Origin of the sequence: Pseudoalteromonas aurantia, from assembly GCF_005886875.1 — a bacterium.
GTDB lineage: Bacteria > Pseudomonadota > Gammaproteobacteria > Enterobacterales > Alteromonadaceae > Pseudoalteromonas > Pseudoalteromonas aurantia_A.
On the sequence record NZ_PNBY01000038.1, the window covers coordinates 1 to 23,754 of the forward strand.

Annotated in this window: 30 protein-coding genes; 11 read left to right on the forward strand and 19 right to left on the reverse strand. The window is 41.2% G+C overall.

The genetic code is table 11. The features are described 5' to 3' along the window. Window positions 1-651 (reverse strand): kinase (locus CWC18_RS09190; RefSeq protein ID WP_212747720.1); only part of this gene is annotated, 651 nt, incomplete at its 3' end. A gap of 359 nt (window positions 652-1,010) precedes the next feature. Here CWC18_RS09190 and CWC18_RS21725 point away from each other — a divergent pair. After that, complete coding sequence (locus CWC18_RS21725; protein WP_212747722.1) at window positions 1,011-1,175, forward strand: catalase; 165 nt, start codon at window positions 1,011-1,013, stop codon at window positions 1,173-1,175. Window positions 1,176-1,299: 124 nt separating this feature from the next. Then, entirely contained in the window at window positions 1,300-1,371 is a 72-nt protein-coding gene (locus CWC18_RS21730) for a hypothetical protein (RefSeq protein ID WP_283957023.1), read from the forward strand. 239 nt (window positions 1,372-1,610) lie between these two features. Here the strand turns inward: CWC18_RS21730 and pdxJ are convergent, their stop codons facing one another. Genes pdxJ through rpoE form a run of 10 tightly spaced genes read right to left on the reverse strand, consistent with a single transcriptional unit; the run spans window position 1,611 to window position 10,006 of the window. Continuing rightward, a complete protein-coding gene (pdxJ, locus tag CWC18_RS09200) occupies window positions 1,611-2,345 on the reverse strand; it encodes a pyridoxine 5'-phosphate synthase (protein WP_138591737.1) in 735 nt (244 codons plus the stop codon). 4 nt (window positions 2,346-2,349) lie between these two features. After that, the gene (gene recO, locus CWC18_RS09205; protein WP_138591738.1) at window positions 2,350-3,039 is read right to left on the reverse strand and encodes a DNA repair protein RecO; all 690 of its coding nucleotides are present in this window, start codon (window positions 3,037-3,039) and stop codon (window positions 2,350-2,352) included. After that, entirely contained in the window at window positions 3,040-3,939 is a 900-nt protein-coding gene (gene era, locus CWC18_RS09210; protein ID WP_138591739.1) for a GTPase Era, read from the reverse strand. Then, on the reverse strand, window positions 3,929-4,606 hold the full coding sequence (gene rnc, locus CWC18_RS09215) for a ribonuclease III (protein WP_138591740.1): 678 nt from the start codon (window positions 4,604-4,606) through the stop codon (window positions 3,929-3,931). The genes era and rnc overlap by 11 nt, the downstream gene beginning before the upstream one ends. Window positions 4,607-4,608: 2 nt before the next feature. Then, window positions 4,609-5,544 (reverse strand): signal peptidase I, encoded by a 936-nt coding sequence (gene lepB, locus CWC18_RS09220; protein ID WP_138591741.1) that lies wholly within the window; start codon window positions 5,542-5,544, stop codon window positions 4,609-4,611. A 14-nt stretch (window positions 5,545-5,558) separates the two neighbouring features. Further along, window positions 5,559-7,346 carry a translation elongation factor 4 gene (gene lepA / locus CWC18_RS09225; RefSeq protein WP_138591742.1) on the reverse strand — a complete coding sequence of 596 codons (1,788 nt, stop codon included), beginning with the start codon at window positions 7,344-7,346 and terminating at the stop codon, window positions 5,559-5,561. Between the two features lie 58 nt (window positions 7,347-7,404). Beyond that, window positions 7,405-7,863 carry a SoxR reducing system RseC family protein gene (locus tag CWC18_RS09230; RefSeq protein ID WP_138591743.1) on the reverse strand — a complete coding sequence of 153 codons (459 nt, stop codon included), beginning with the start codon at window positions 7,861-7,863 and terminating at the stop codon, window positions 7,405-7,407. Further along, window positions 7,860-8,810 (reverse strand): MucB/RseB C-terminal domain-containing protein, encoded by a 951-nt coding sequence (locus CWC18_RS09235; RefSeq protein WP_138591744.1) that lies wholly within the window; start codon window positions 8,808-8,810, stop codon window positions 7,860-7,862. The genes CWC18_RS09230 and CWC18_RS09235 overlap by 4 nt, the downstream gene beginning before the upstream one ends. A 4-nt stretch (window positions 8,811-8,814) precedes the next feature. Beyond that, complete coding sequence (locus CWC18_RS09240; RefSeq protein ID WP_138591745.1) at window positions 8,815-9,423, reverse strand: sigma-E factor negative regulatory protein; 609 nt, start codon at window positions 9,421-9,423, stop codon at window positions 8,815-8,817. Window position 9,424: 1 nt separating this feature from the next. After that, entirely contained in the window at window positions 9,425-10,006 is a 582-nt protein-coding gene (rpoE, locus tag CWC18_RS09245) for an RNA polymerase sigma factor RpoE (protein ID WP_138591746.1), read from the reverse strand. 263 nt (window positions 10,007-10,269) lie between these two features. Between rpoE and nadB the strand changes: the two genes are divergently transcribed. Continuing rightward, window positions 10,270-11,865 (forward strand): L-aspartate oxidase, encoded by a 1,596-nt coding sequence (gene nadB, locus CWC18_RS09250; RefSeq protein WP_138591747.1) that lies wholly within the window; start codon window positions 10,270-10,272, stop codon window positions 11,863-11,865. A 188-nt stretch (window positions 11,866-12,053) separates the two neighbouring features. Here the strand turns inward: nadB and CWC18_RS21825 are convergent, their stop codons facing one another. Together CWC18_RS21825 and CWC18_RS09260 are read right to left on the reverse strand one after the other, a co-directional pair. Continuing rightward, a complete protein-coding gene (locus tag CWC18_RS21825; protein ID WP_349654466.1) occupies window positions 12,054-12,431 on the reverse strand; it encodes a protein YgfX in 378 nt (125 codons plus the stop codon). Window positions 12,432-12,450: 19 nt separating this feature from the next. After that, window positions 12,451-12,702, reverse strand: coding sequence for a succinate dehydrogenase assembly factor 2 (locus CWC18_RS09260; RefSeq protein WP_010364680.1), 252 nt, complete (start codon window positions 12,700-12,702; stop codon window positions 12,451-12,453). 193 nt (window positions 12,703-12,895) lie between these two features. On the opposite strand from CWC18_RS09260, the gene CWC18_RS09265 reads away from it, so the two are divergent. Further along, on the forward strand, window positions 12,896-13,810 hold the full coding sequence (locus tag CWC18_RS09265) for a YgfZ/GcvT domain-containing protein (RefSeq protein ID WP_138591749.1): 915 nt from the start codon (window positions 12,896-12,898) through the stop codon (window positions 13,808-13,810). Between the two features lie 12 nt (window positions 13,811-13,822). Then, on the forward strand, window positions 13,823-14,308 hold the full coding sequence (locus tag CWC18_RS09270; protein ID WP_138591750.1) for an FKBP-type peptidyl-prolyl cis-trans isomerase: 486 nt from the start codon (window positions 13,823-13,825) through the stop codon (window positions 14,306-14,308). A gap of 76 nt (window positions 14,309-14,384) precedes the next feature. On the opposite strand, the gene CWC18_RS09275 is transcribed toward CWC18_RS09270, so the two are convergent. The 3 genes from CWC18_RS09275 to CWC18_RS09285 all read right to left on the reverse strand — a co-directional run bounded on the left by CWC18_RS09275 (window position 14,385) and on the right by CWC18_RS09285 (window position 16,100). Beyond that, a complete protein-coding gene (locus CWC18_RS09275) occupies window positions 14,385-14,900 on the reverse strand; it encodes a hypothetical protein (protein ID WP_138591765.1) in 516 nt (171 codons plus the stop codon). Window positions 14,901-14,911: 11 nt separating this feature from the next. Continuing rightward, a complete protein-coding gene (locus CWC18_RS09280; RefSeq protein WP_432760759.1) occupies window positions 14,912-15,703 on the reverse strand; it encodes a DUF481 domain-containing protein in 792 nt (263 codons plus the stop codon). Window positions 15,704-15,776: 73 nt separating this feature from the next. Beyond that, window positions 15,777-16,100 carry an HI1450 family dsDNA-mimic protein gene (locus CWC18_RS09285; RefSeq protein ID WP_138591752.1) on the reverse strand — a complete coding sequence of 108 codons (324 nt, stop codon included), beginning with the start codon at window positions 16,098-16,100 and terminating at the stop codon, window positions 15,777-15,779. A 161-nt stretch (window positions 16,101-16,261) separates the two neighbouring features. On the opposite strand from CWC18_RS09285, the gene CWC18_RS09290 reads away from it, so the two are divergent. The 4 genes from CWC18_RS09290 to CWC18_RS09305 all read left to right on the forward strand — a co-directional run bounded on the left by CWC18_RS09290 (window position 16,262) and on the right by CWC18_RS09305 (window position 19,032). Then, a complete protein-coding gene (locus tag CWC18_RS09290; protein ID WP_138591753.1) occupies window positions 16,262-17,053 on the forward strand; it encodes a crotonase/enoyl-CoA hydratase family protein in 792 nt (263 codons plus the stop codon). Between the two features lie 69 nt (window positions 17,054-17,122). Then, window positions 17,123-17,482, forward strand: coding sequence for a CidA/LrgA family protein (locus CWC18_RS09295; RefSeq protein WP_171041067.1), 360 nt, complete (start codon window positions 17,123-17,125; stop codon window positions 17,480-17,482). Further along, window positions 17,475-18,176 carry an LrgB family protein gene (locus CWC18_RS09300; RefSeq protein ID WP_138591755.1) on the forward strand — a complete coding sequence of 234 codons (702 nt, stop codon included), beginning with the start codon at window positions 17,475-17,477 and terminating at the stop codon, window positions 18,174-18,176. The genes CWC18_RS09295 and CWC18_RS09300 overlap by 8 nt, the downstream gene beginning before the upstream one ends. 25 nt (window positions 18,177-18,201) lie before the next feature. Beyond that, complete coding sequence (locus CWC18_RS09305; protein WP_138591756.1) at window positions 18,202-19,032, forward strand: mechanosensitive ion channel family protein; 831 nt, start codon at window positions 18,202-18,204, stop codon at window positions 19,030-19,032. 59 nt (window positions 19,033-19,091) lie between these two features. Here the strand turns inward: CWC18_RS09305 and CWC18_RS09310 are convergent, their stop codons facing one another. Together CWC18_RS09310 and cysS are read right to left on the reverse strand one after the other, a co-directional pair. Further along, the gene (locus CWC18_RS09310) at window positions 19,092-19,547 is read right to left on the reverse strand and encodes a hypothetical protein (RefSeq protein ID WP_138591757.1); all 456 of its coding nucleotides are present in this window, start codon (window positions 19,545-19,547) and stop codon (window positions 19,092-19,094) included. Between the two features lie 298 nt (window positions 19,548-19,845). After that, window positions 19,846-21,225 carry a cysteine--tRNA ligase gene (cysS, locus tag CWC18_RS09315; RefSeq protein WP_138591758.1) on the reverse strand — a complete coding sequence of 460 codons (1,380 nt, stop codon included), beginning with the start codon at window positions 21,223-21,225 and terminating at the stop codon, window positions 19,846-19,848. Between the two features lie 205 nt (window positions 21,226-21,430). Here cysS and ppiB point away from each other — a divergent pair, with 205 nt between their 5' ends. Both ppiB and CWC18_RS09325 read left to right on the forward strand, forming a co-directional pair. Continuing rightward, window positions 21,431-21,922 carry a peptidylprolyl isomerase B gene (gene ppiB, locus CWC18_RS09320; RefSeq protein WP_119861466.1) on the forward strand — a complete coding sequence of 164 codons (492 nt, stop codon included), beginning with the start codon at window positions 21,431-21,433 and terminating at the stop codon, window positions 21,920-21,922. A 58-nt stretch (window positions 21,923-21,980) separates the two neighbouring features. Continuing rightward, window positions 21,981-22,715, forward strand: a complete 735-nt coding sequence (locus CWC18_RS09325) for a UDP-2,3-diacylglucosamine diphosphatase (protein WP_138591759.1) — start codon at window positions 21,981-21,983, stop codon at window positions 22,713-22,715. 66 nt (window positions 22,716-22,781) lie between these two features. Here CWC18_RS09325 and miaE read toward each other — a convergent pair whose 3' ends face one another. Then, entirely contained in the window at window positions 22,782-23,534 is a 753-nt protein-coding gene (gene miaE, locus CWC18_RS09330) for a tRNA isopentenyl-2-thiomethyl-A-37 hydroxylase MiaE (protein WP_138591760.1), read from the reverse strand. Window positions 23,535-23,754 lie beyond the last annotated feature (220 nt).

The following is a 23,754-nucleotide window of genomic DNA, read 5'->3' on the forward strand; positions in this document are numbered from 1 at the left end:
TGGGATTGGCGGACGGATACAAAATAACTGCTGATAATCTTGTGCTAAGCAGGTGTTGACATACTGTCGATAAGTACCTGAACTATCGTGCTTGGCTTCTAAGCTATTTACTGGACTTTGTAAGCGTACATTAGGCTCTGGTTTTAAGCCAATGCACCACCCTTCAAAAATAAGAATATCTGGTGGCGTCTCTACTTTTTGCCAAAATTGCGATTGAAGCGGTTTATCTTGAGATTTATCAAACCGTGGCAGTATAAATTGACGCTGTGCTTTAAATGATTCTACGACATCGACTGCTTGTAAAATAGAGTGAGTCCCTGGCACACCTCGGGTTTTTAGCAGTGGATGTTGGTTTGTAGCCAACATCTGTCGTTCTTGTGGTGATAAATAGAAATCATTTAGTGAGACAACAGCCACACTCAGCCCATCATTCCCAAGCGCAGCTGCTAAGTATGCCGCTAATGTTGATTTACCGCTGCCCTGAGCCCCGTTTAGCCCTAGGCAAAAAGGTAAACCCATCATGTTTGTATATTCTGCTTTTACCCACTGAACTATTGGCTCTGCATCCGAAAGATAACTGTCAGTTAATGTATATGTTTTTATAAAAGAGGATTGCCACGGTGCCATAAATTTATGTGAAGACTGCTTCAAAATAGGCTCAGTTTATCAAGAAACTTTGGAGCAGTCTTCGCGCCTTAAGTCTCAGAATAACAAAAATGACGCAGCAAACCATCGAATAAACTGATTAATACAGGTCACTTAAATTTTTTAAGATTTAACAACGTTATCCATACTGATCTACGTGGGCTTCTACAAGCTCTACGTAAGCAGCTATTTTAGTGCAATGACTTTGCAGGCCTATTGGCCTGTTTAAACCTGCTCCTTGAAATTAAATGTTGTAAAGGCATTATAAAAACTATGCTTACAACATCGGCAGGCGCGCCTATTGCAGATAACAACAACAGTATTTCTGCCGGTGAGCAAGGCCCACTAATCTTCGATACTTTTCGATTGTAGGTGGTGACCAAAATTATAGTGACTATGCTCGAGATCCTCGTGGCTTTGCGGTGAAATCATACACTGAACAGGGTAACTTTGACCTTGTTGGTAACAATACACCGGTATTTTGTCTTAATGGTCCAATAAAGTTACCAGACTTTGTTCCACTCAGATAAAGGACCCAAGAAGCAAAAAGCCTGATCCTGCCGCTATGTTGGAGTTTTTGCTAATCATCCAAAATAGTTACACCAAATGAAGATTTTTATGTCTGAGCGTAGGATCCCCTTAAGTTACAGACATATGCATAGTGTTAGTTCTCATACCTTGAGCTTTTGGAATCAAGCAGCTGAACGGTTTTGGCTAAAATGGTAGTTAAAACACAGCAAGATATTTAGACAGTGCATAGCGATGGTGCCCACAAATCCCCTACTTTTGACGCAAAACAAGACTTAGTGGCTTTATTAACAGTCTATGCAGGCAGTTCAAACAGCCTTAGGGGCGCTTACATGAACTGAGCATAATATAACTCTTGGCTACTTGCTATGATACTCCTGCCTAAAAATAACAAAGCCGACGTTATGCCGGCTTTGTGATGAGAAATACGAAAGTAATTAGGCTTGGCGAGCTTCTATCATTAACCGTTTCATATCTCGTATGGCTTTTTCAAGTCCAGCAATCGCCGCTCTAGCAATAATCGCATGCCCAATATTAAGCTCATAAATTTCAGGCATTTGAGCAATTGGTTTTACATTATGGTAATGCAAACCATGTCCTGCATTAACGATGATCCCCAGCGCAGTAGCGTATTGTACCCCTTCACGGATCCGCGCTAGTTCCGCCAATTGCTCACCTTCTGTTTCAGCATCGGCATACGCCCCAGTGTGGATCTCGATATAAGTCGCGCCAGTTTGCTTAGCAGCATCAATTTGTGCTTTATCTGCATCAATGAATAAAGATACCTTGATCCCAGCTTGTGTCAGTTTTGTTGTCGCATCGGTTATCTTTTGCAGATTACCCAACACATCTAAACCGCCTTCAGTAGTCAGTTCTTCACGTTTTTCTGGTACCAAGCATACGTAGGCTGGTTTAACGTCTAAGGCAATATCTATCATCTCGTCAGTAACAGCGATTTCAAGATTCATTCGTGTTTGAATGGTTTTGGCCATCACATATACATCTCGATCTTGAATATGACGACGATCTTCACGCAGATGAATGGTTATACCATCAGCGCCCGCATGCTCTGCAACAGCGGCAGCATGCACCGGATCAGGGTAGCTAGTACCTCGAGCCTGACGCAGAGTTGCAATATGATCAACATTAACACCTAATAAAATATCTTTCATTCTCTTACCTTGATAAAAAAAGTTCTCGGCTCTTTAGAGCCTTATGTCCTAATAGCGGTTTTAATAAATATCGGCTTAAATACTTAGCAGGCCGTCGAACTGTTGATTTGGCAAAGTCATGCTCCGCCATCGCTAACAACACCTCTCCCGTAAAGCCTAACTCAGGTTGATCAGTACGAACAAACCCAAGCTCTTTAATATATTGGTACGTATAGTTTGGATTAATCGGTTCACCATGTGCATCATAATCAAACTCTAAGCCGAATCCCAACATGCTTAATAATTGAAACTCATAGCTACGTAGCACCGGCTCTACATCATCACAGTTTTCGAGCACGCTTAAATGGCTTTGATATAGCTCAAAAACCCCTTCTAAAGGCTCATTACATGGTACAGCACGGAAGGAAAGTTCATTCAAATAAAATCCACAATATAATCGCTTACCAGTTAACTGTAAGGGCGCAGATGATAATTCAAATTTATTAAGATATTTTAAATCGTATCGACCTGCATATTGTGACAATAAAAGGCCAAACGGTTGTAGGTGGGCATTGTGCTTTAATGACTGCTTGCCCTTAATTCGAGCAAGCATAGTAAGGTGACCAACACCATCAACAAGCATATTTAACATCAGTTGGGAGTCGCTGTAGGGACGCCGATGTAAGAGATACGCTTGTCGAAAGTCGCTATGCAATCATTCTTCTCCGTAACCTAAGCTACGTAGTGCTCGCTCATCGTCAGCCCATCCAGATTTAACTTTTACCCAAAGCTCTAAAAACACTTTATTATCAAGCATTTCTTCTAAATCTTTACGCGCCTCACGACCAATAACTTTGAGTTTTTCGCCTTTGTTACCGATAACCATACGTTTTTGCGTTTCACGTTCAACTAAGATAAGTGCATTAATTTGCCATACACCATTATCTTGCCATTTGAACTGCTCAATTTCAACGGTAACAGAATAAGGTAACTCGTCACCCATAAAGCGCATTAACTTTTCACGGACCACCTCTGCGGCTAAAAAGCGCATTGATCTGTCTGTGACATAATCTTCTGGAAAATAAAATTCCGACTCAGGTAAACGTTTACGTACTTCTTCTTTTACCATATCAATATTTTTTCCTTGCTTCGCAGAAACAGGAATAATGCCGGAAAAATCGCCTTGTTCACTAAGCCATTGCATATGCGGTAACACAAGCTCATGATCTTTAACTTGGTCTACCTTGTTCAGTACTGCCAGAACAGGGCGACCGCTGCCCATAACCTTCTTTAAAACCATTTCATCATCTGCGTTCCAGAGCGTTCCCTCTAGAACAAAGATTATCAACTCCACATCACCGATAGAACTAGATGCAGCACGATTCATTAACCGGTTTATAGCACGCTTTTCTTCGATATGAAGCCCAGGAGTATCAACATAAACAGCTTGATAGTTATCTTCAGTATGAATACCCATGATACGGTGGCGAGTAGTTTGAGGTTTTCGTGAGGTAATACTCACTTTTTGCTCAACAATTTGGTTTAATAGTGTTGATTTTCCCACATTCGGGCGACCAACAATGGCAATCATGCCACAGTGCGTATTAGGCGTCATTTTTTATGATCTTCAATGCTTTCTCAGCAGCTTTTTGCTCCGCCTTACGACGTGAACTACCGATTGAAATAATACTTTCCATCCCTTCAACAATACATTCAACCGTGAATGTTTGATTGTGTGCTTGGCCTTTTGTGTCTATGACCGTATATCCAGGTAAAGGAAGCTTGCGTGCTTGTAAGTACTCTTGCAATAGCGTTTTAGGATCTTTTTGGTTGTGTCCAGGTGAGATTGCATCTAACCGAGACTGATACCAACGTAAAATAAGATCACTGCACTCATTAATATCCGAGTCTAAAAAGACCGCGCCTATAATTGCTTCTACTGCATCTGCAAGTGTTGATTCTCGACGGAAGCCACCACTTTTTAATTCACCAGGACCCAATCTTAAATAGTCGCCTAAGTTAAACTCCACACCAAACTCTGCCAGAGTTTGACCACGAACCAGGGTTGAGCGCATACGGCTCAAGTCACCTTCGCGAGCTTTTGGAAACTGCTCGTATAGGGCGTTAGCGATAACAAAGCTTAAAATTGAGTCGCCGAGAAACTCTAAACGCTCGTTGTGCTGACCTTTATGACTACGGTGTGTCATGGCCTGCTCAAGTAATGCCTCGTTAGTAAACTGATATCCTATCTTACTATATAATTCTGCTACGTTTCTTTTCATTGCTACTGAATATTACCTAGGCGCTCAAAACGAACACCAGTTGGAACCCAGCCTGGTAAAAGGCTATCTGGGCCATTATCAAATTCAAAACTCATCCAAATAAAGACGGCTTTACCGACTAAGTTTGCCTTAGGTACAAAGCCCCACATACGGCTGTCTTGACTGTTATTTCGATTGTCACCCATTGCAAAGTAACTATCTTCGGGTACCACCCACTCATCTCTGCGAGTGCCCTGCTGCTGGTAATACCGCTCTGTTTGTTCCAAGGCCTGTGGATTAATTAATATATCGTGCCCAACGCCTGGTAAATTCTCTGTCAAACGTACCAGCTGCATCGACCCTTGCTTGTATTCGTCGCGATTTACAATATCTAACTTAATCTTATTATACTCACCACACACTAAATTGCCTTGTTGAGTTTGTCCTTCAGTACAATTTGGTTGTATATATAATTGGCGATTGCGATAAACAATGCGGTCTCCAGGTAAACCAACAATGCGCTTTATAAAGTCGATTCTCTCATCAAGCGGGAACTTAAACACAGTGACATCGCCACGCTCGGGCTCTCCAACCTCGACCAATTGAGACCGCCAAACAGGGTCTTTAATCCCATATGTAAATTTTTGCACCAAGATAAAGTCGCCATCAAGCAATGTTGGCATCATGGAGCCTGACGGGATCTGAAATGGTTCAAAAATAAAAGAACGGAATATCGTGATGGCAGCAATCATTGGAAAAATTGACTTAGCGCCTTCGACAATCGCCGGTTCTGGCGCTATTTCAGAGATAACACCCTCTGCCAATGGCGTTTCACTGCTTCCCTGTGCAAGCGCTATGCGCTCTTTTCTCTTTGGTGCATACATAAAATGGTCAAGCAGCCAAATAAGCCCTGAACCCAGTGTTATTAACACCAATAATACTGAAAAATAGCCAGCCATCTAAAAAATTCCTGTTATTTGCCTACTTTTAATATGGCTAAGAACGCATCTTGAGGTACTTCTACATTACCTAACTGTTTCATGCGCTTTTTACCATCTTTTTGTTTTTGAAGTAACTTTTTCTTACGACTCACATCACCACCATAACACTTTGCGATTACATTCTTACGCAGCTGTTTAACCGTGGTTCTTGCGATAACATGCGCACCAATTGCTGCTTGAATTGCAATATCAAACATTTGGCGAGGAATGAGCTCTTTAAGCGCTTCAGCAAGCTGTCGCCCTCGAGATTGCGCGCCATCACGGTGTACAATAATTGCTAAGGCATCGACTCTGTCGCCATTAATCAATATATCTACTCGAACCATGTCAGATACTTGGAAGCGCTTGAAATTATAATCTAGTGAAGCAAAACCTCGACTAGTCGATTTCAGCTTATCAAAGAAATCCATCACCACTTCAGCCATAGGTAACTCATAAGTTACCGCAACTTGCTTACCATGATAAGCCATTTTCGTTTGCATGCCGCGTTTGTCTACACATAAGGTAATAACATTGCCTAGGTATTCTTGTGGCACTAAAATATTGGCTTCAACCATAGGTTCACGCATTTCAATAATGTCGTTTACAGCAGGTAAGTCAGAAGGATTATCTATTTGAATAACACCATCTTTTGTCACTACTTCATAAATTACTGTTGGCGCGGAAGTAATTAAATCCATATCGTATTCACGCTCAAGTCGTTCTTGGATAATTTCCATGTGGAGCATACCTAAGAAGCCAACTCGAAAACCAAAACCTAACGCCGTTGAACTTTCTGGTTCAAAAAATAACGACGCATCGTTTAGGCTTAACTTATTTAGAGCATCACGAAATGCTTCATAATCATCAGATGATATTGGAAACATTCCCGCATAAACTTGAGGTTTTACCCGTTGAAAACCAGGTAGACGTTCAGCAGCTGAATTTTGCGTTAATGTAATTGTGTCACCCACTGGCGCACCATGGATATCTTTGATACCCGCGATAACAAACCCAACTTCACCCGTTTTCAAAATACCGGTATTCGTTTGTTTTGGCGTAAATATACCGACATGATCCGCAATATGCGTTTGCTCCGTCGACATAATCTTTATTTTATCACCTTTACGCAATTCACCATGCTTAATACGCACGAGTGATACAACCCCTTGATATGGGTCAAACCATGAGTCAATGATAAGCGCTTGAAGTGGCGCGTCTGTATCACCTTCAGGTGGCGGTACATCGCGTACGATATTCTCTAATACCTCATCAATACCGATACCAGTTTTAGCACTACACTGCACAGCGTCTAATGCATCAATACCAACGATATCTTCTATCTCTTCCGCCACGCGCAGTGGATCGGCCTGAGGTAAATCGATTTTGTTCAAAATCGGAATGACTTCTAAGTCCATTTCGATAGCGGTATAACAGTTTGCAAGCGTTTGCGCTTCAACGCCTTGCCCCGCATCAACCACAAGTAACGCACCTTCACACGCAGCAAGAGAACGAGACACTTCATACGTGAAATCAACATGCCCTGGCGTGTCGATAAAATTCAACATGTAAGTTTCACCATCTTTGGCAGTATAATTTAACGTTACACTTTGCGCTTTGATGGTAATGCCGCGCTCACGCTCGATGTCCATCGAATCCAGCACTTGCTGTTGCATTTCACGGTCAGTAAGGCCACCGCAGACATGGATCAGACGGTCTGAAAGCGTTGATTTGCCGTGGTCGATGTGGGCGATGATAGAAAAGTTACGGATATGCTTCATATGCTGGATTCTAAACTTCTGTAAGTCATGGTTTATATTAAAGGCACGATTTTACCTCTTATTTGCCACAATCACCATCTATTTGCGTCAACGGAAGGCTAATTGGGTAAACTTTCACCAAATGAACGTCATGTTTCAGGCTTTTTACGCTGTGCTTCGCAATAAAAAACCCCGTAACACCACCAAAAATTGCAGCAAATATCTGCCATAATTCTGGCAAACTAAGTAATAACGCACTCGCAAACATAGCAATAAAAGCACCCAACAGGGGCAACATATATACAAAAAAGGCGTTACGCACAATATGACTATCGTCTAATGATAAACGCACTTTTTGCCCAATTTGAACGGATTGTTCAATATTAATAGAAAAGGTTTTTTTGTGGGTGCCAAACAACTTACTAAAGACCTGCGAGCCACATTTGCCATTGCAGCCCTCACATGCTGGTTTTTGTTCAGCTTTTAATTGTACAGTAGTGCCCTTTACAGACACCACCTGTAACGTTTGCTCTATCATAATGGTCGCTTAACAGACTCAGCAATTTTCTTTGCCGTGAGCGCTGGAATATTACCAACCACAGAGACGTCAAATGCACCTGAATTATGCACATAGACTGTCGTTGCACCTGATGAAAGAGCCCCACTTGGCCTTTCCCCTGGCAGTGGACGTTGTACAAAAACAGAAATATCAACTAACCCATCTGAATACAAATAGTAATCTGCTAGTTCATTATTTAGGTCTAATTTATGACGGTCAGATTTCAACAAGTCAAACCCTTGAGGTAACCAAGCGACTTGCCAATTATTGGTAATGTTGTCACGTTCAAGTGACGTCTGCATGGGCAACGGCGCGGGAAAATCTCTTTGTTGTAACTCTAATAATTGAGCCGCGGGTTCCGGTGTTACACTAATATGTGTGAGCTGCAGCTGCTCAAGTAACTCGCCCTGTTGATTCACATAAGCTGCTTTTAACAACAGCGATGATTGCGTATCAATCCAAAGCCAATAGTTATATTTACTATCGTCTTTCGACTCTATACGCACCAATTGTGATGGTCTACCTGCAATACGCCCTTTGCCACCCAACACAAAGTCATAATTGCTTAAAAGATAGGTGACATCTTTAAACAACACTTCTGGAATAGGCCCTGCGATAGAATCAGTACTGATCGAATACGCGGATGACTGAGGTTCAAAATAAGTCACACGGTCATTGACCCTGACCATTTCTAAGCCCGCACCGTTGAGCAAGCTCAATAATTCTAACTCTGTATCACCTTGCTTAGCATGAACCCATCTGTAAGGTTCCATTCCCTTACCTTTTAACACAACAAAAGATGCATCAAAATTTCTTGTGTGTACAGCTTTTGCCATATTTTGTAAAAGCTGTTTTGCTGTTATTACATCGCTAGCTTGAACGGCAAATGCAAAAAACAAACCTAAAATACAGGCGATAAGTCTCATTTAATTATTTCTTTTCCTCAGGCTCTTTGGGTGTCAATTGTGCCTGCTTTTGCAGCGCATAAGCAACTCTTGATTGTCTTTGGTGTTCTAAAACTAACGCACCAATTCGCTGTTGTTGTAATTCCCGAAGCCCTTTTTCTGCATTTTCTAATGCAGGCTGTTCAGACGAAAAACTCACAGGCGAAACGCCACCAGCAAAAGGAGTTGACTGCAACACTGGTACATTATCACTATGCGTGCTTGCTGGTTGCGGCATTGTATTTACGCCAACTATCGCAACTAATGCGACACTTGCGGCAATGGCCATTTGTGACAAAGGCTTTTTCCAAGCGCTCATACTAACCACTTTAGCGCCGTTGTCTTGTACATTAACCTCATCAGAAGCGGGTAAGTTGTGGCAAGGTTCATGCTCTAAGGCAGCAGCTACACTCGCGGTGATATCAATATTAATTCCGCCTTGATGTTTCTCACGCATCACATCGCCAATCTGCGCATAACGCGTAAACGTTTTTTCATCAAGGTTATCCAAAGATAACTCGTCCGACGGTAGGTCCCCATCTAGCACTCGAGACGTTACTTCTTGACGCGATGCAATGTGGTTAACTTTTGTCATGTTAGGATTCACCTATTAATGGGTTTAAATTATTGTCTATCGCTTCTCGAGCTCTAAAGATCCGTGAGCGAACTGTTCCAACAGGACAATCCATGATCACAGCAATTTCTTCATAGCTCATACCTTCAATTTCTCGCAAGGTAATTGCAGTTTTTAAGTCATCTGGCAGACCGTCGATAGTATGATATATCACCGATTTAACCTCTTCACTTAATAACAAATTCTCTGGTGATGCATTTGAGCGAAGTTGCTCTGCACCGTCATAAAACTCTGCTTCTTCAGCATCGACATCGTTGGCTGGCGGCTTACGCCCTTGAGATACCAAGTAATTCTTTGAACAATTAACAGCAATTCTATATAGCCATGTATAAAATGCACTGTCACCCCTAAAATTAGGCAATGCACGATATGCTTTAATAAATGCTTCTTGTGCCACATCGGCTATATCACCATGATTTGACACATAACGTGAAATCAAGGCTGCTACTTTATTCTGATATTTGGCAACTAAAAGGTTGAAGGCGTTTTTATCTCCTTGCTGAACCCGTTTAACCAGTTCTAAGTCCAATTCCTGCTCGCTCATTCGAGCCGGTACTCCTCATTGTTATGATTTATCACTTAATCATTCTTGCCATCATTTACAGCTACTCTGACTAAGTAATAAATAAAAAGTTCTGTTTTTTTTATATTTTTTTTAAAATAAGCCTAATTAACACGTCTAGACGTATATATCAGCGCTAACTATTGATAAAAATTATTCAGTAATAGCGTCGAGTTAGTTGTATCATAGCAGATATGGTACATATAGCTGAATGAAACGCATAGAAAAAGCGAAGATCATTAAACATGAAACAATTGAAACATCATAGTACTGACGTTGTTGTAATTGGCAGCGGCGCAGCAGGCTTAAGCTTAGCTTTATCATTGGCGAATCACTGTCATGTAACTGTCGTAAGTAAAGGCGCATTAAAAGAAGGCTCAACCTTGTATGCTCAAGGTGGCATTGCCGCGGTTTTCGATAAGAAAAATGACAGTATTGAATCTCACGTTGACGACACTCTGGCCGCTGGAGCAGGATTGTGTGACAGAGAAGCCGTACATTATACTGCAAGTAACGCAAAAAATTGTTTGAAATGGCTCATTGAGCAAGGTGTGCCATTTGATATGGAATTCGACAGTAAAGGTAAAGAACGATTTCATCTAACGCGTGAAGGTGGCCATAGCCATCGTCGTATTCTACATACCGCAGATGCGACAGGCAAAGCGGTACAAACAACGCTCGTTAGCCAGGTGCTAAGCCATGCAAATATTCGTGTTTTTGAGCAATATAATGCCATTGACTTGATCACCAGCAAAAAAAGTAACAAACAAGTCGATGGTATATACATTTACAATCGCCGTGCTGAGCAGGTTGAGACTATATCAGCCAAATTTGTGGCATTGGCGACAGGGGGGGCGAGTAAAGTCTACCTTTATACCTCCAATCCTGATGTATCTAGTGGTGATGGCATTGCTATGGCGTGGCGAGCAGGCTGTCGCGTCGCGAATATGGAGTTTAATCAATTTCACCCAACCAGCTTGTACCACCCGGAATTACAGAACTTTCTTATCACTGAAGCCATGCGCGGTGAAGGCGCACTACTCAAACGCCCAGATGGCACGCGTTTTATGCCCGATTTTGACGAGAGAGAAGAGCTTGCCCCCAGAGATGTGGTAGCAAGAGCCATCGACTATGAAATGAAACGCTTAGGTGCGAATTGTGTCTACCTAGATATTTCTCACAAAGACAAAGATTTTATTATTGAACACTTCCCCACTATATATGCAAAATGTTTAAGTGTTGGCTTAGATATTACAAAAGAAGCTATCCCAGTTGTGCCTGCTGCACACTATACCTGTGGCGGAGTGATCACTGATTTTAATGGCACCACAGATTTGCATAACTTATATGCTGTTGGTGAAGTTGCTTACACAGGCTTACATGGAGCAAATCGTATGGCGAGTAACTCACTACTGGAATGTATTGTGTTTGCCCATGCTGCTGCAAAAGATATTTTAACTAAAATACAAGCAATGCCTATACCCCCTTCATTACCTGAGTGGGATGACAGTAGAGTCAGTAATTCAGATGAAGAAGTGGTGATCACCCATAACTGGCATGAGTTAAGGCTGTTCATGTGGGATTATGTTGGAATTGTTCGTTCAACCAAGCGCTTAGAGCGTGCCTTGCGTAGAGTTGAGCTTTTGAAACAAGAGATCCACGAATATTATGCTAATTTTAGAGTAAGTAATAATTTGCTAGAACTAAGGAACTTAGTGCAAGTTGCAGAGCTTATTATTCGCAGTGCACTAGAGCGCAAAGAGAGCCGAGGCCTGCACTACACATTAGACTACCCTGAACACAGTGATAATCCTAAACCCACAATACTACGCCCTAACTAACCTCAGGTTTGGATAAGGGTTTTGGAATTGAAAATGTTTTGAAAACAAATTTACATACAATCCAATGATGATATTTTGCTCAATATCAAGGCGTTTTATGGAGTAAATAGGGGCTATTACAAATGAAAGCAACGCCGAGAGCGAGAAAAATAGCTTTATTGGGCAAATTCGCTTATCCAGAGCTGAGGTTAACTAGGTGGGTTCAAGCTAACCCGACACAGTCTATGCCACGACTGTGTCGTCATCGCTGATTGAACAAATATTATTGTATGTGTTTTATCAAACTGGCGAACATCAAGCACCAGCCAATTAAAATACAGCGTTGCTTTTGTTATTTGACCCTCAATCACCAGAGCGTCTGTTTGCCAGCATAAATAGTTCTTAGAGGTACTGAGGTTGAGCACCCCGTTTGGCAATGACATACGCCTTATCCCTCGTATGCTAAGCAGATATCCGACTAGACAACATAATATGTTAACCATCGTGACTGCCACACTCGGAAATATCAATATAAATAAAAACCCAATGCACAAAAAAAAGACCACAATCACCTTATGGTCTATCACATTATTTGTAACTTCTAGCCTATACGCGGACTCTATCAAGGATCAACTGTACCATTGAGTTTAATTCTGCATCAGGACACTGCTCATGGCCCATAAACCAAGCAAACAGGTCTGGATCCTCCATTTCAACTAGACGTTGAAATACGAATTTATGATGCTCAGATAGCGCATCATATGCCTCATCTACAAATGGCCCAAGTAGCACATCAAGTTCCAGCATACCGCGACGGCATGCCCATTTTGTGCGAGATTTTGAAAAAAGCTCAGCCATCAACTACCCCTAAAAAGTTATTTTTTATCACCTATCTTGGTAAGATTATATCTTACAATACCTCGATAAATACACCGCTTTACTTCAAATCACCGAATAAAGCCTTATATCTGTCGTTAAATCATAACCATCCGTTTATGACACTGACGATATACGTTATTATTACGTCACTTACTTTATAGGGATCAATATTATGTCGCTCGTTCGCGCTTTTCAGCTACCTTATCAGCTGATTTCTATCTCTGGGGAAGAGCAGCTTAGCTACCTTCATGGCCAATTGACACAAGATATGAACCTAGTTACTGATATACAATTTTTATGGGCTGGCCACTGTAGTCCAAAAGGTAAACTTTGGGGCGCATTTCAAGTCTTCAAGCACAATGAACAATTCTTCATGATGGGTTCAAGCAATGAAGTAACAGCGTCTACAAGGGAGTTAAAAAAATACGGCGTTTTCGCTAAAGTAGATATAACACATATAGACACCCCGCGCATCATTGGGCTATTAAGTGACGACCACGCCCTCACCTGCCAATTACTCGGTTTAAACTTTGCAGACACCAATGCGTGTGACTTTTCAGGCTGTAAAGCGCTGCGCTTAGATGAGCAACGAATTATATTATACGTAGACGAACATTTTACATTACCAACAGAGATTGAATTAGCGCCTGATCACAGTCTTTTCTCTGAGGCGTCTATTTTAGCTGGGGAACCACAGCTTAGCACAGAGACAATTGAAGAGTTTGTGCCACAGATGATCAACTTACAAGCGCTTGGTGGGATCAGCTTTAAAAAAGGGTGCTATACCGGACAAGAAACCGTCGCCCGTATGCGCTACCTTGGTAAAAACAAACGTGCCATGTATATATTGCAAGGGCAAACCAGCTCACCAATTACAGAAACTGATGTAGAAATACAGCTGGGTGATAATTGGCGTCGAGCAGGAAAAGTCGTCCATCAAGTCTATAATTCCAAAACGCACACATACAGTGCATTAGCCGTATTACCTAATGACACAGACCACACGTCACTATTACGGGCTAAGCATTCACCTGAGGTATCCATGTCAATACTACCTCTACCATATTCGCTAGATGATGATAAATAAACGGGAAAAATTATGAAAATCGCACCAAATAAAGTAGTGAAAATGCATTATTCAGTACTCGATAATGACAAAAACACTATTGATAATTCATTTGATGGTGAACCACTGTTATTCATCATTGGTACTGGGTATTTGATCCCCGGTTTAGAAGATGCCATCATCGACAAAAGCGCCGGAGACACTTTAAGTGTGACCGTTGAACCTGCACAGGGCTACGGTGAGCGCCATGACGAGTTAATGCAAGCGGTACCAAAGTCAATGTTTGACGGTATGGAAATTGATGTTGGTATGCAGTTTAGAGCATCCACTGATGACGGCGACCAAATGGTTATGATCATCGATATTCAAGATGAAGAAGTCATCGTTGACGGAAATCATCCTCTGTCAGGGATCACATTGCATTTTGATGTAGAAATTTTAGAAGTACGTGATGCGACGGAAGACGAACTTAGTCATGGCCATGTACATACTGAAGACGGTTGTGGCCACGAGCACTAACAACCGTTTATTACAGCTAAAAACTCATAAAAAACGCTCACAATCGTGAGCGTTTTTTTATGATGACTAAAACCAGTTAATCTAAATCAAATGCGCCTTTCTTACGCTTCTTTGTTGGCTCTAATGTGGCCTTTTCTACTTCTGCACTGCTGGCTTCTTCAATCATTACTTCACCCACGAGCGCTTTCAGTACACCAGCTTGATCATTAGTCCCTACTCTATATTTCATACCATCTTGTAATGTGATCTCCACTGCACTAAAGCCTGAAACTGAATATACCCATCCATCATTGGTTATTTTCATACCAATACCATGACGCAATGAGTTTTTTACCGCCCTAACTGCGGTGATCTCATCAAAAGACAGTGTTTTTTTAATCAAACCAGGGCCAAGCCACCATGTAAACTGTTTTGACTGAGTATCGACTTTAATCGTCAAACCATAAAATAGCACCGCGACTAGCAGCAAAATACCGGCAAACAATAATATTGCTGCGTTACTACCACTGAGCATAATTGCCATCACCAGAAACGTGGCAATCCAGGCTAGTATGGCCCAAATAGCCCATGCCAATTGCGTATGTTGATACATCATAACCCCTATTAAAAGCTGTAAACTAAAGTAGCACCTAACTCTGTATCTACCTTCTTTTTATTTTCTTCCGGATGTGAGTTATATCGATACGTATACGATACCTTTAATGATACTCCACCCATTACTTGGCTCACCAAGGCCGTCTCACTAAAAACACGACTGCTTAATCCTGATAATGACTTTTCAATACTGACATCTTGATTAAACCTTGTTTGTTTCGAAACATTTCGCTCCCATTGTAGCGCTAACCTTAAAAGCTGCCCTTCTTGGGTGCGTTTAACCCCAGTGGCTAATTCAACATCGCGATCTGTTTTTGATATATAAAGCCCCGGCCCAATATCAAAATCAACCGTATTTTTTTCTCCTTCGAATAACCGGTTACCATAGCCTAGAGCGATAGTTGCGGTATAAGCTTTACCACTGAACTTATCATTATTGTAATCGCCATAAATAAACAACGATTCATTATCACGACCAACTTTATAGTTACCCTGTGCCGAAATATAATAACGAGAGGCTGATACATCAGAGTCATCAGTGTTTGCGTCTGTTTCTTCTTTGTATAAACTATCAATCTTGAATTGGTTTCGCCAATGTTCAAAATCCTGATATAAATTACTTTTCAGTTTAAAGGCGGTACTTTTCGTGTTGCCGTTATTCGCAATAAACCCAAACTCAATATCCCCATATAGGATTTCCCCTGCATGAAGTTGATGTATTTCCTCATCTGATAGCTCACCATATTGGTGAAAATCTTCAAATGGGTCTACAGCCCACGAGACACTACTAAAAATACTCAAGCAGCTGCCCACTGCTAATTTTAGGTAAGACACAATATTAATTTTTCTACTCTGCTAATTTATCGTTATTTTTCTATTGTTCTTCTGAAGGCTTCCAAAGGACATGACAAAATGGCGCATCTAAGTCTCTGCTAATTAAGATACGAGCAAAAATCTCATCGCCATCTTCATATTCAATACCAATGACCACCTGCACAAAATGCTCTGGTTCAATTTCTAAAGACACAAATTGCTGCCAATCATCATCAGGTTCGCTGTCTTCGATAAAACCGTATTCGCCATGGTGTTCATTAAATTGTTGAATATCCAGATCAGATAAGTTTTCTGGTGCTAACTGCAAAAAAATATCATAGGCTTGATGGGTGATCTCTTCAACGCTAGAAAGGCGAGCAGACATAGTGACGTTCTCATTATTTAAGCTAGATACCTATCATACCAAAACCATAAATTTATTGGCTATCAAGATCGGTTAAATTATCAAAATTCCTTGATGAACGTCGCGGCTGTAGAGTATAACCACTAATAACATTGGAAAATTTACAATTAATGGGCACGGAAATGGTTACGTTAGAAATCAAAAATAATATTGCATGGGTAACATTAAATCGGCCAGAAAAGCAAAATGCGCTGCATTTAGCGATGTTTCATGAACTTGATAAAATCATTAAAACACTTCGTAAAAACACCCAAATAAGGGCCGTTATTGTATCTGGCGCAGGTGAGCACTTTTGTTCCGGCTTAGATGTTAAGTCTATAATGAAAAAACCCCTCGCCATTTTTCAATTGCTATTTAAGTGGCTGCCAGGCAACCCTAACCTTGTACAACGCGTTACGCTAGCGTGGAAAACACTTCCAGTGCCTGTCATTGCCGTCATCAATGGGCATTGCTTTGGGGCTGGGTTGCACATCGCCATCGGTGCAGACTATCGTATTGCCACTGCGAATGCGAAATTGGCTATCATGGAATCTAAATGGGGCCTTTGCCCGGATATGGGTACTGGGGTGCTATTACCCGCTCTTATACCACAAGATAAATTATGGTTACTCACTTCGCAAGGCTCCCCGATTGATGCAGATACCGCAAAAGAATATGGATTAATAAGCGATGTTCATACTGATACAAAACACGCTGTACAAAGTTTACTAGATATATTGCTAACTCGCTCACCTGATGCACTCGCAGCGATAAAAAAAATCAATAATCGAGCCTACTCAGCCAATCGGCGTCAAGTGCTGTGGCAAGAAACCTGGTGTCAAATACGCTTGTTACTTAACAAAAATACCCGAGTAGCTATGCACAATGCATTGGCTGAACAAGCAAAGCCCTACGCAGAGCGCAGCAAGTGGTAAATTAGTCCCATAGCGAATAAATACAGAGTTCGTTATGCTTATTTTTTTAAAACAAACAACGGTAGTATTGTGATCAAACAAACATGTCAGATCAGCCTAGCATTTTTACCCCTAGTAAGCTGTTTATATAGCGCAAAGTTTATCGTTGCCCTTTTTGATCTGACGATCCCTTCACCATTACTTGCCATGCTAATTTTAATCGGTTTACTGTACTTCAACGTCATACAGCCAACTCGAATTGCGCCAGTTGCAGTACCCACGTTAAAGTATATGGCGCTATTTTTTGTTCCCACAGGCGTTGGTATTCTGCAATATACCGCTTTACTGGCTCAGAACTCATACTTATTGTTGTGCGTACTCATTATCGTGCCTACCGTCGGTCTAATTTGTGTTGGATATATTGCAAACCAAGGAGCGCACCGTGATTGATTATCTCATCGGGTCGGGGTTAACTATCTCTATTTTCGCTCTGTGTCGTTATTTATACAAGACTTGGCGATATCCACTCGTCAACCCAGTACTCATCACCATTACCATTGTCTGTATATTACTTATGGTTGTTGGTGTAGATTACCGTAAGTATAAATCAGCGACAGCACCTATTAGTTTTTTGCTAGAAATTGCAGTTGTAGCGCTGGCCTACCCGCTTTACATGCAATTCAAAGATATCAAGGAGCACTTAATGCTACTGCTCTCTAGCAGCTTTATCGGCATTAATCTCTCTACACTATGCGCCTTCTTCCTATGCTGGTATTTTAACGCATCTGCTGAATTAAGTGCGTCATTAGCTGCATTATCAGTAACAACCCCCATTAGCCTCATCGTCACTGATAGCTTAAACGGCCTTAGTGCCGTCGCGGCAGTTATGGTGATCTTAATTGGCGTATTTGGTGGTGTATTCGGTCTTTCTATACTTTCACTGTGTTCAATACATAGCTATCAAGCGAAAGGAATTGCGCTGGGTGTCTCATGTCATGCGATTGGCACTGCAGCTGCGATAGAGCACCATCCTACAACGGGTGTATTTGCCTCAGCGGCCATGACAATTAGCGCACTGTTAACAGCACTTTGGGTACCAATCTTATATCGTTGGCTCACCCAAGTCACATCAATTACGATATAACTCCACACGATGAGGAACTCTTTTAATGATTGAGCAAGAAATACAACAATTTGAGCACTACTTTACATTGATAAGAGACTACTTAGTAAATTATAGCATGCAAGTCGTCGGTGCAATCGTCATATTAGTCGTTGGACTTTGGTTGTCTAATCGGCTCTCAAAAATGGTTGAACAACTCATGTTACGTCACGACATTGACGTAACATTAACGAACTTTATCAGTAACGTCGTTAAAGTATTGTTGATCGTTATGTTTGTCATTATATCGCTTGGTAAACTGGGAATAAGTGTTACTCCTTTTGTGGCTGCAATTGGTGCCGCATCGTTAGGGGCCGGTTTGGCACTGCAAGGTATGCTATCGAACTATGGCTCTGGCCTTGCTATTATCGCCACTCGCCCCTTTATCGTCGGTGATACGATTGCCGTCAAAGGAGTAAGTGGGCAAGTTAAAATCATTGAACTAGGTCACACTGTGCTTATCAATGAAGAACAGGTCGAGATCACCATTCCCAACAAACACATTATCGGTGAAATATTACATAACTCTTTTCGTTATTCACTCGTCAAAGGTGAAATCGGAATTGCCTACCATGCGTGCTCGGACACCGCAATTGAAGTCGTTACAGATGTTCTAGCCACATACCCTAACGTGGCAACCAATCCCAAGGCCCAAGTTGGCATAGAAAAGTTCGCTGACAGCGCGGTGATTATAAGCTATCGATATTGGGTACCCACCACACAAATCATCGAGTCAAAATTGGCTATTAACCAACAAGTATATAAAGCGATTAAGCACGCACAGATTGAGATACCTTTCCCACAACGCGTGGTGACTTTGCATAAAAATAATCATTGACCAAACAGAAAAAAGGCACCTATCGGTGCCTTCTATGGTTGGGTAACACTTAAACTATTTTAATACATCACTGTCGATATCAATGCTCTGGCCGCACACAAATCAGACATCATTCTACTCTTGGCTTCTTGTGCGCTCAGGTAACCCCGATTTATTTCATCATCGTCCAAAAAAAAGGACATAAGTTGCCCACGACGCGTCACGATATACATGATTAACGCACTATGGCCTTTGCTTTGTAAAGTTTGTACAAATTCACTGCTTGGTATAGAGAGTTGCACAGATAGATCATCGCAACCTGATAGTACTTCCTCAGAAATCTCTTTGCATACTAGCCAAGTTTCGCTGTGCGAAAATACATTTTTTTTACGCCCAAAGCATTGAACATCAATTGGTAAACCTGGCACAGTCCGAAAAGTAAAAATAGCACTGTTTAAATGCCGTAGACCCACATTCATTTTATCTATAAATATACCAATGTGATCTAGCTCTGGGCTTAAAGAATTATCTACCATGAATCGCAACTAAAAATAATTACACTAGGTTAACTATAAATCTACTTTTGATTAGTGCAAGATTTCTATCATATGTATTTTTTAACACTAAATAGTGAGGTTTACTCAAAGAATCGACGAGTAACTTATTTTAGAGGACAAACAACTATATAAAAACCAGCAATATGCCAATTTAAACAAAACTAAATCAATTTCACTGAATTTCAGAATAATGTGCTTTTAAAAACAAAAATCGCGCCAAAGCGACGCGATTGATCACAAGGGCCAGAAACTTAGACCCATAAGTCTATTTAGGTTACTACGCTTTACGCCAAGTTGTTTTGCCTGCACTATCTTCAAGCACAACGCCTAATGCCGCTAAGGCATCTCGTGCTGCATCAGCCGCAGCCCAATCTTTACTCGCACGCGCTTCATTGCGAGCAACAATGAGCGCTTCAATCTTAGCGACTTCATCGTTATCTTGCTCACCTTGTAAGAAAGCTTCTGGTGATTGTTGCGCAATACCCAGTATTTCACCCAGTTTTACCAGGATATAGGCATGCTGTGCTGCCGCCTCACTGTCTTTGTCTTTTAATAAATTAACTTCTTTTGCCAACTCAAAAATAACAGGTAATGCTTCTGGTGTATTAAAATCATCATTCATTGCTGATTCAAAACGGTTAACGTAACTATTTCCCGTAAGTGCAACTTCAACAGGCTCCACGCCTCGCAGCGCAGTATAAATACGCTCTAAAGACGCACGCGCTTGCTCTAAATTTTCTTGAGAATAGTTCAGCTGGCTGCGATATTGACCATTAATTAAAAAGTAACGTACCGTTTCACGGTCGTACTTTTTAAGTACTTCTCTTACAGTAAAAAAATTGCCCAATGATTTAGACATTTTTTCTTTGTTCACCTGCACCATACCGGTATGGATCCAAGTATTTACATAGCGACCATCGTTGGCACAGCATGACTGCGCAATTTCGTTTTCATGGTGCGGAAATTGTAAATCTGAGCCACCACCGTGAATGTCAAAGAAGTCACCTAAGTGCTTAGAACTCATAGCGCTACACTCTATGTGCCATCCAGGTCGCCCCTCCCCCCACGGTGAAGTCCATGAAGGCTCACCCGCTTTCGCTTTTTTCCAAAGGACAAAGTCAAGCGGATCATCTTTATCTTGTGCCACATCGACGCGTGCACCCGCTTGTAACATCTCTAAGTTTTGCTGGGACAACTGGCCATACTGTTCAAACGTTGACACATCAAATAACACATCGCCACTCTCAGCGACATATGCATGCCCCTTAGTGATCAAGCGCTCGATCATTGCTATGATTTCTTCCATGTGACCGGTGACTGTCGGTTCAATGTCGGCAGGCAAAATATTTAACGCGTCGAAATCTTCATGCATCGCTTTAGTCATTCGAACCGTTAATGTATTAATATCTTCATTGTTTTCAGCGGCACGCTTAATGATTTTATCATCAACATCTGTAATATTTCGCACATATGTCACATCGTACCCTAAGTGACGTAAATAACGGTTCATAACATCGAATGAAACATAAGTGCGTGCGTGCCCCACATGACAGAAATCATAAATTGTAATACCACACACATACAGGTCGACTTTGCCTTCGACTAAGGGTTTAAACGGGGTCTTTTGACGTGTGAGTGTATTATATATCTGCAACATGTAGTTCGATTTCCTAAACAAAGATGGACATGAGGAACCATGATAACACTTGCTCTGTCACTGCTCTATACCCAAATTAATACAAATGACCAAGTTTACGTGTGTTTTTTCATCAAGTATCAATAAATACGCTTTGAAAATTGTCAGCCAAGACACTTCTGCTATAGAATATCCTTCTTTGAAAATTAACTATTAGGAAGCCTCCATGGTTGTTCTACATACTAACTTCGGTGAGATCAGCATTAAACTATTTGCAGATGAAGCACCAGCAACTGTTGAAAACTTTTTAAACTACGCTAAATCTGGCTTTTATGATGGCACCATTTTTCACCGAGTAATCGATGGCTTTATGGTTCAAGGTGGTGGTTTTACGCCGGGTATGGAACAAAAGTCTGTACAAGCCCCGATACAAAATGAAGCGACAAATGGCCTAAGCAACAAAACGGGCACTTTGGCAATGGCGCGTACACCAGATCCTCATTCTGCGACTGCACAGTTTTTCATTAATGTGAATAACAATGATTTCCTAAATTTTAGCAGCGAAACTTCACAAGGTTGGGGTTACTGTGTATTTGCTGAAGTTGTTGAAGGCATGGATATCGTAGAAAAAATTAAAAATGTTGCAACGGGTTCTTCTGGCTTCCATCAAGATGTTCCTCTTGAGGATGTTGTCATTGAAAAAGTGACTGTTGCTTAACCCATTTTTATATCCAGTTTTAAGCGGGATCACACCCGCTTTTTAGCTAAGAGAACCCATGCGTAAAACCTATTTTATTTCAGATCTACATCTTAGCGACGACCGTTCAGATATTACCGAAGCATTCTTTACTTTTCTTGATGAGCATATGAACACTGACGTAGATGCACTCTATATACTCGGTGATTTTTTTGAGGTCTGGATTGGAGATGATGAGCGTGCACCGCTGGCAAATTTGGTAGCTGAAAAACTAACAAACTTAAAAGAATTCAATATTGATGTGTACTTTTTACATGGCAATCGAGATTTCTTAATCGGTAAACGCTACGCTAAACAAGCAAATTTTAGGTTACTCCCAGAGCAAGCGGTTATTAATTTGTATGGAAATAAAACGGTCATACTGCATGGCGATGAAATGTGTACTCAAGATATTGCCTATCAGAATTTTCGAAAAAAAAGTCGAGGATGGTGGTGGCCAAAACTTATTCTAGCAACCCCTTTGTGGTACCGACGTCGAGTTGCTAAAAATGCTCGCCAAAAAAGTAAACAAAATCAAAAAGGCAAAGCGTTGGATATCTTGGATGTTACAAGCGAGGCGGTACAAGCCATGTTTGAAAAATATAACGTCTGCAATATGATCCATGGGCATACACATCGACCTTGTGTACATACTAGCCAAACAGATGACAAAGAGTTTACGCGAACGGTACTAGGTGACTGGTACAGTCAAAGTTCATATTTAGTTGTTAATGAATTAGGCCAAGTTCTTGAAGGATCCAAGCTTCAAAGCTAACTATTAGTCTTCACTGACCCAGTAATGTATATTTTAATATTGCTAGGCCAGTGTATTAGGCAAAGCCTATGCAGGCTTTCCACTATGAAACTTAAAGTCTGAGTCATCTGATAAAATCAGTGCAGCTTCTACTTCACCAAAAAACTTAATACGCTCCGAAATATCACACCCAGCGATTTCTTCAGCAAGCGTCAAATAATCTTGATAGTGGCGTGCTTCTGAGCGCAATAGGGATGTATAAAAGTCACCTAGACGTTTATCAACATGAGGGGCTAACTTTGCAAACCGCTCGCACGAACGCGCTTCAATATACGCCCCACAAATCAATTTATCTATCATCGCATCAGGCTCATACGTTTTGACATGACGGAGCATGCCCTTAGCATAACGACATGGGGTAATGCTGCGATACTCAACACCATATTCATCCATGATCTCTAGCACTTGATAGAAATGATGTAACTCTTCTTTGATCAGAATCACCATTTTATCTATCAAATCTTGCCCATAGGGTGAATTGGATTTTGGGATCACTGATTTAGTCAGCTTATTCTTTGCTGGTAACGCTCGCCAGTCGCCTTCCCTTTTATAAATTAACGTCTCAAAAGGCTTTAACCACTCAAGCAATGCGTCTGCACCGTCTTTATCAACGGCATACTTGCGAATTAAAAACATCGCCGATTGGGCTGCTTTTAGCTCACATATCAAATGGTCAATTAACACTATTGATAAATTTTCTGGATCAACGGCAACGTCAATCCAAGTTTGAGGTGTTTCACACAGCAAAAATTGCTTAATTGGGTGTAGTAGTTCTTCCAAAGTTTACATCTCTTTTCAAAAGGTCAGGAAAATAACAACGCTTAAAGCGCGCGGCCTAAATTATATCACAAGCTCGTCGGCCTTCTGTAGTCTATGTATCCACGTCAAAATTGGTTATTTCAGAATAGGAGAACTCGACGTGCTGCAAGGTATCTAACCTCAGCTCTGGATAAGCGAATTTGCCCAATAACGCTATTTTTCTTACTCTCGGCGTTGCTTT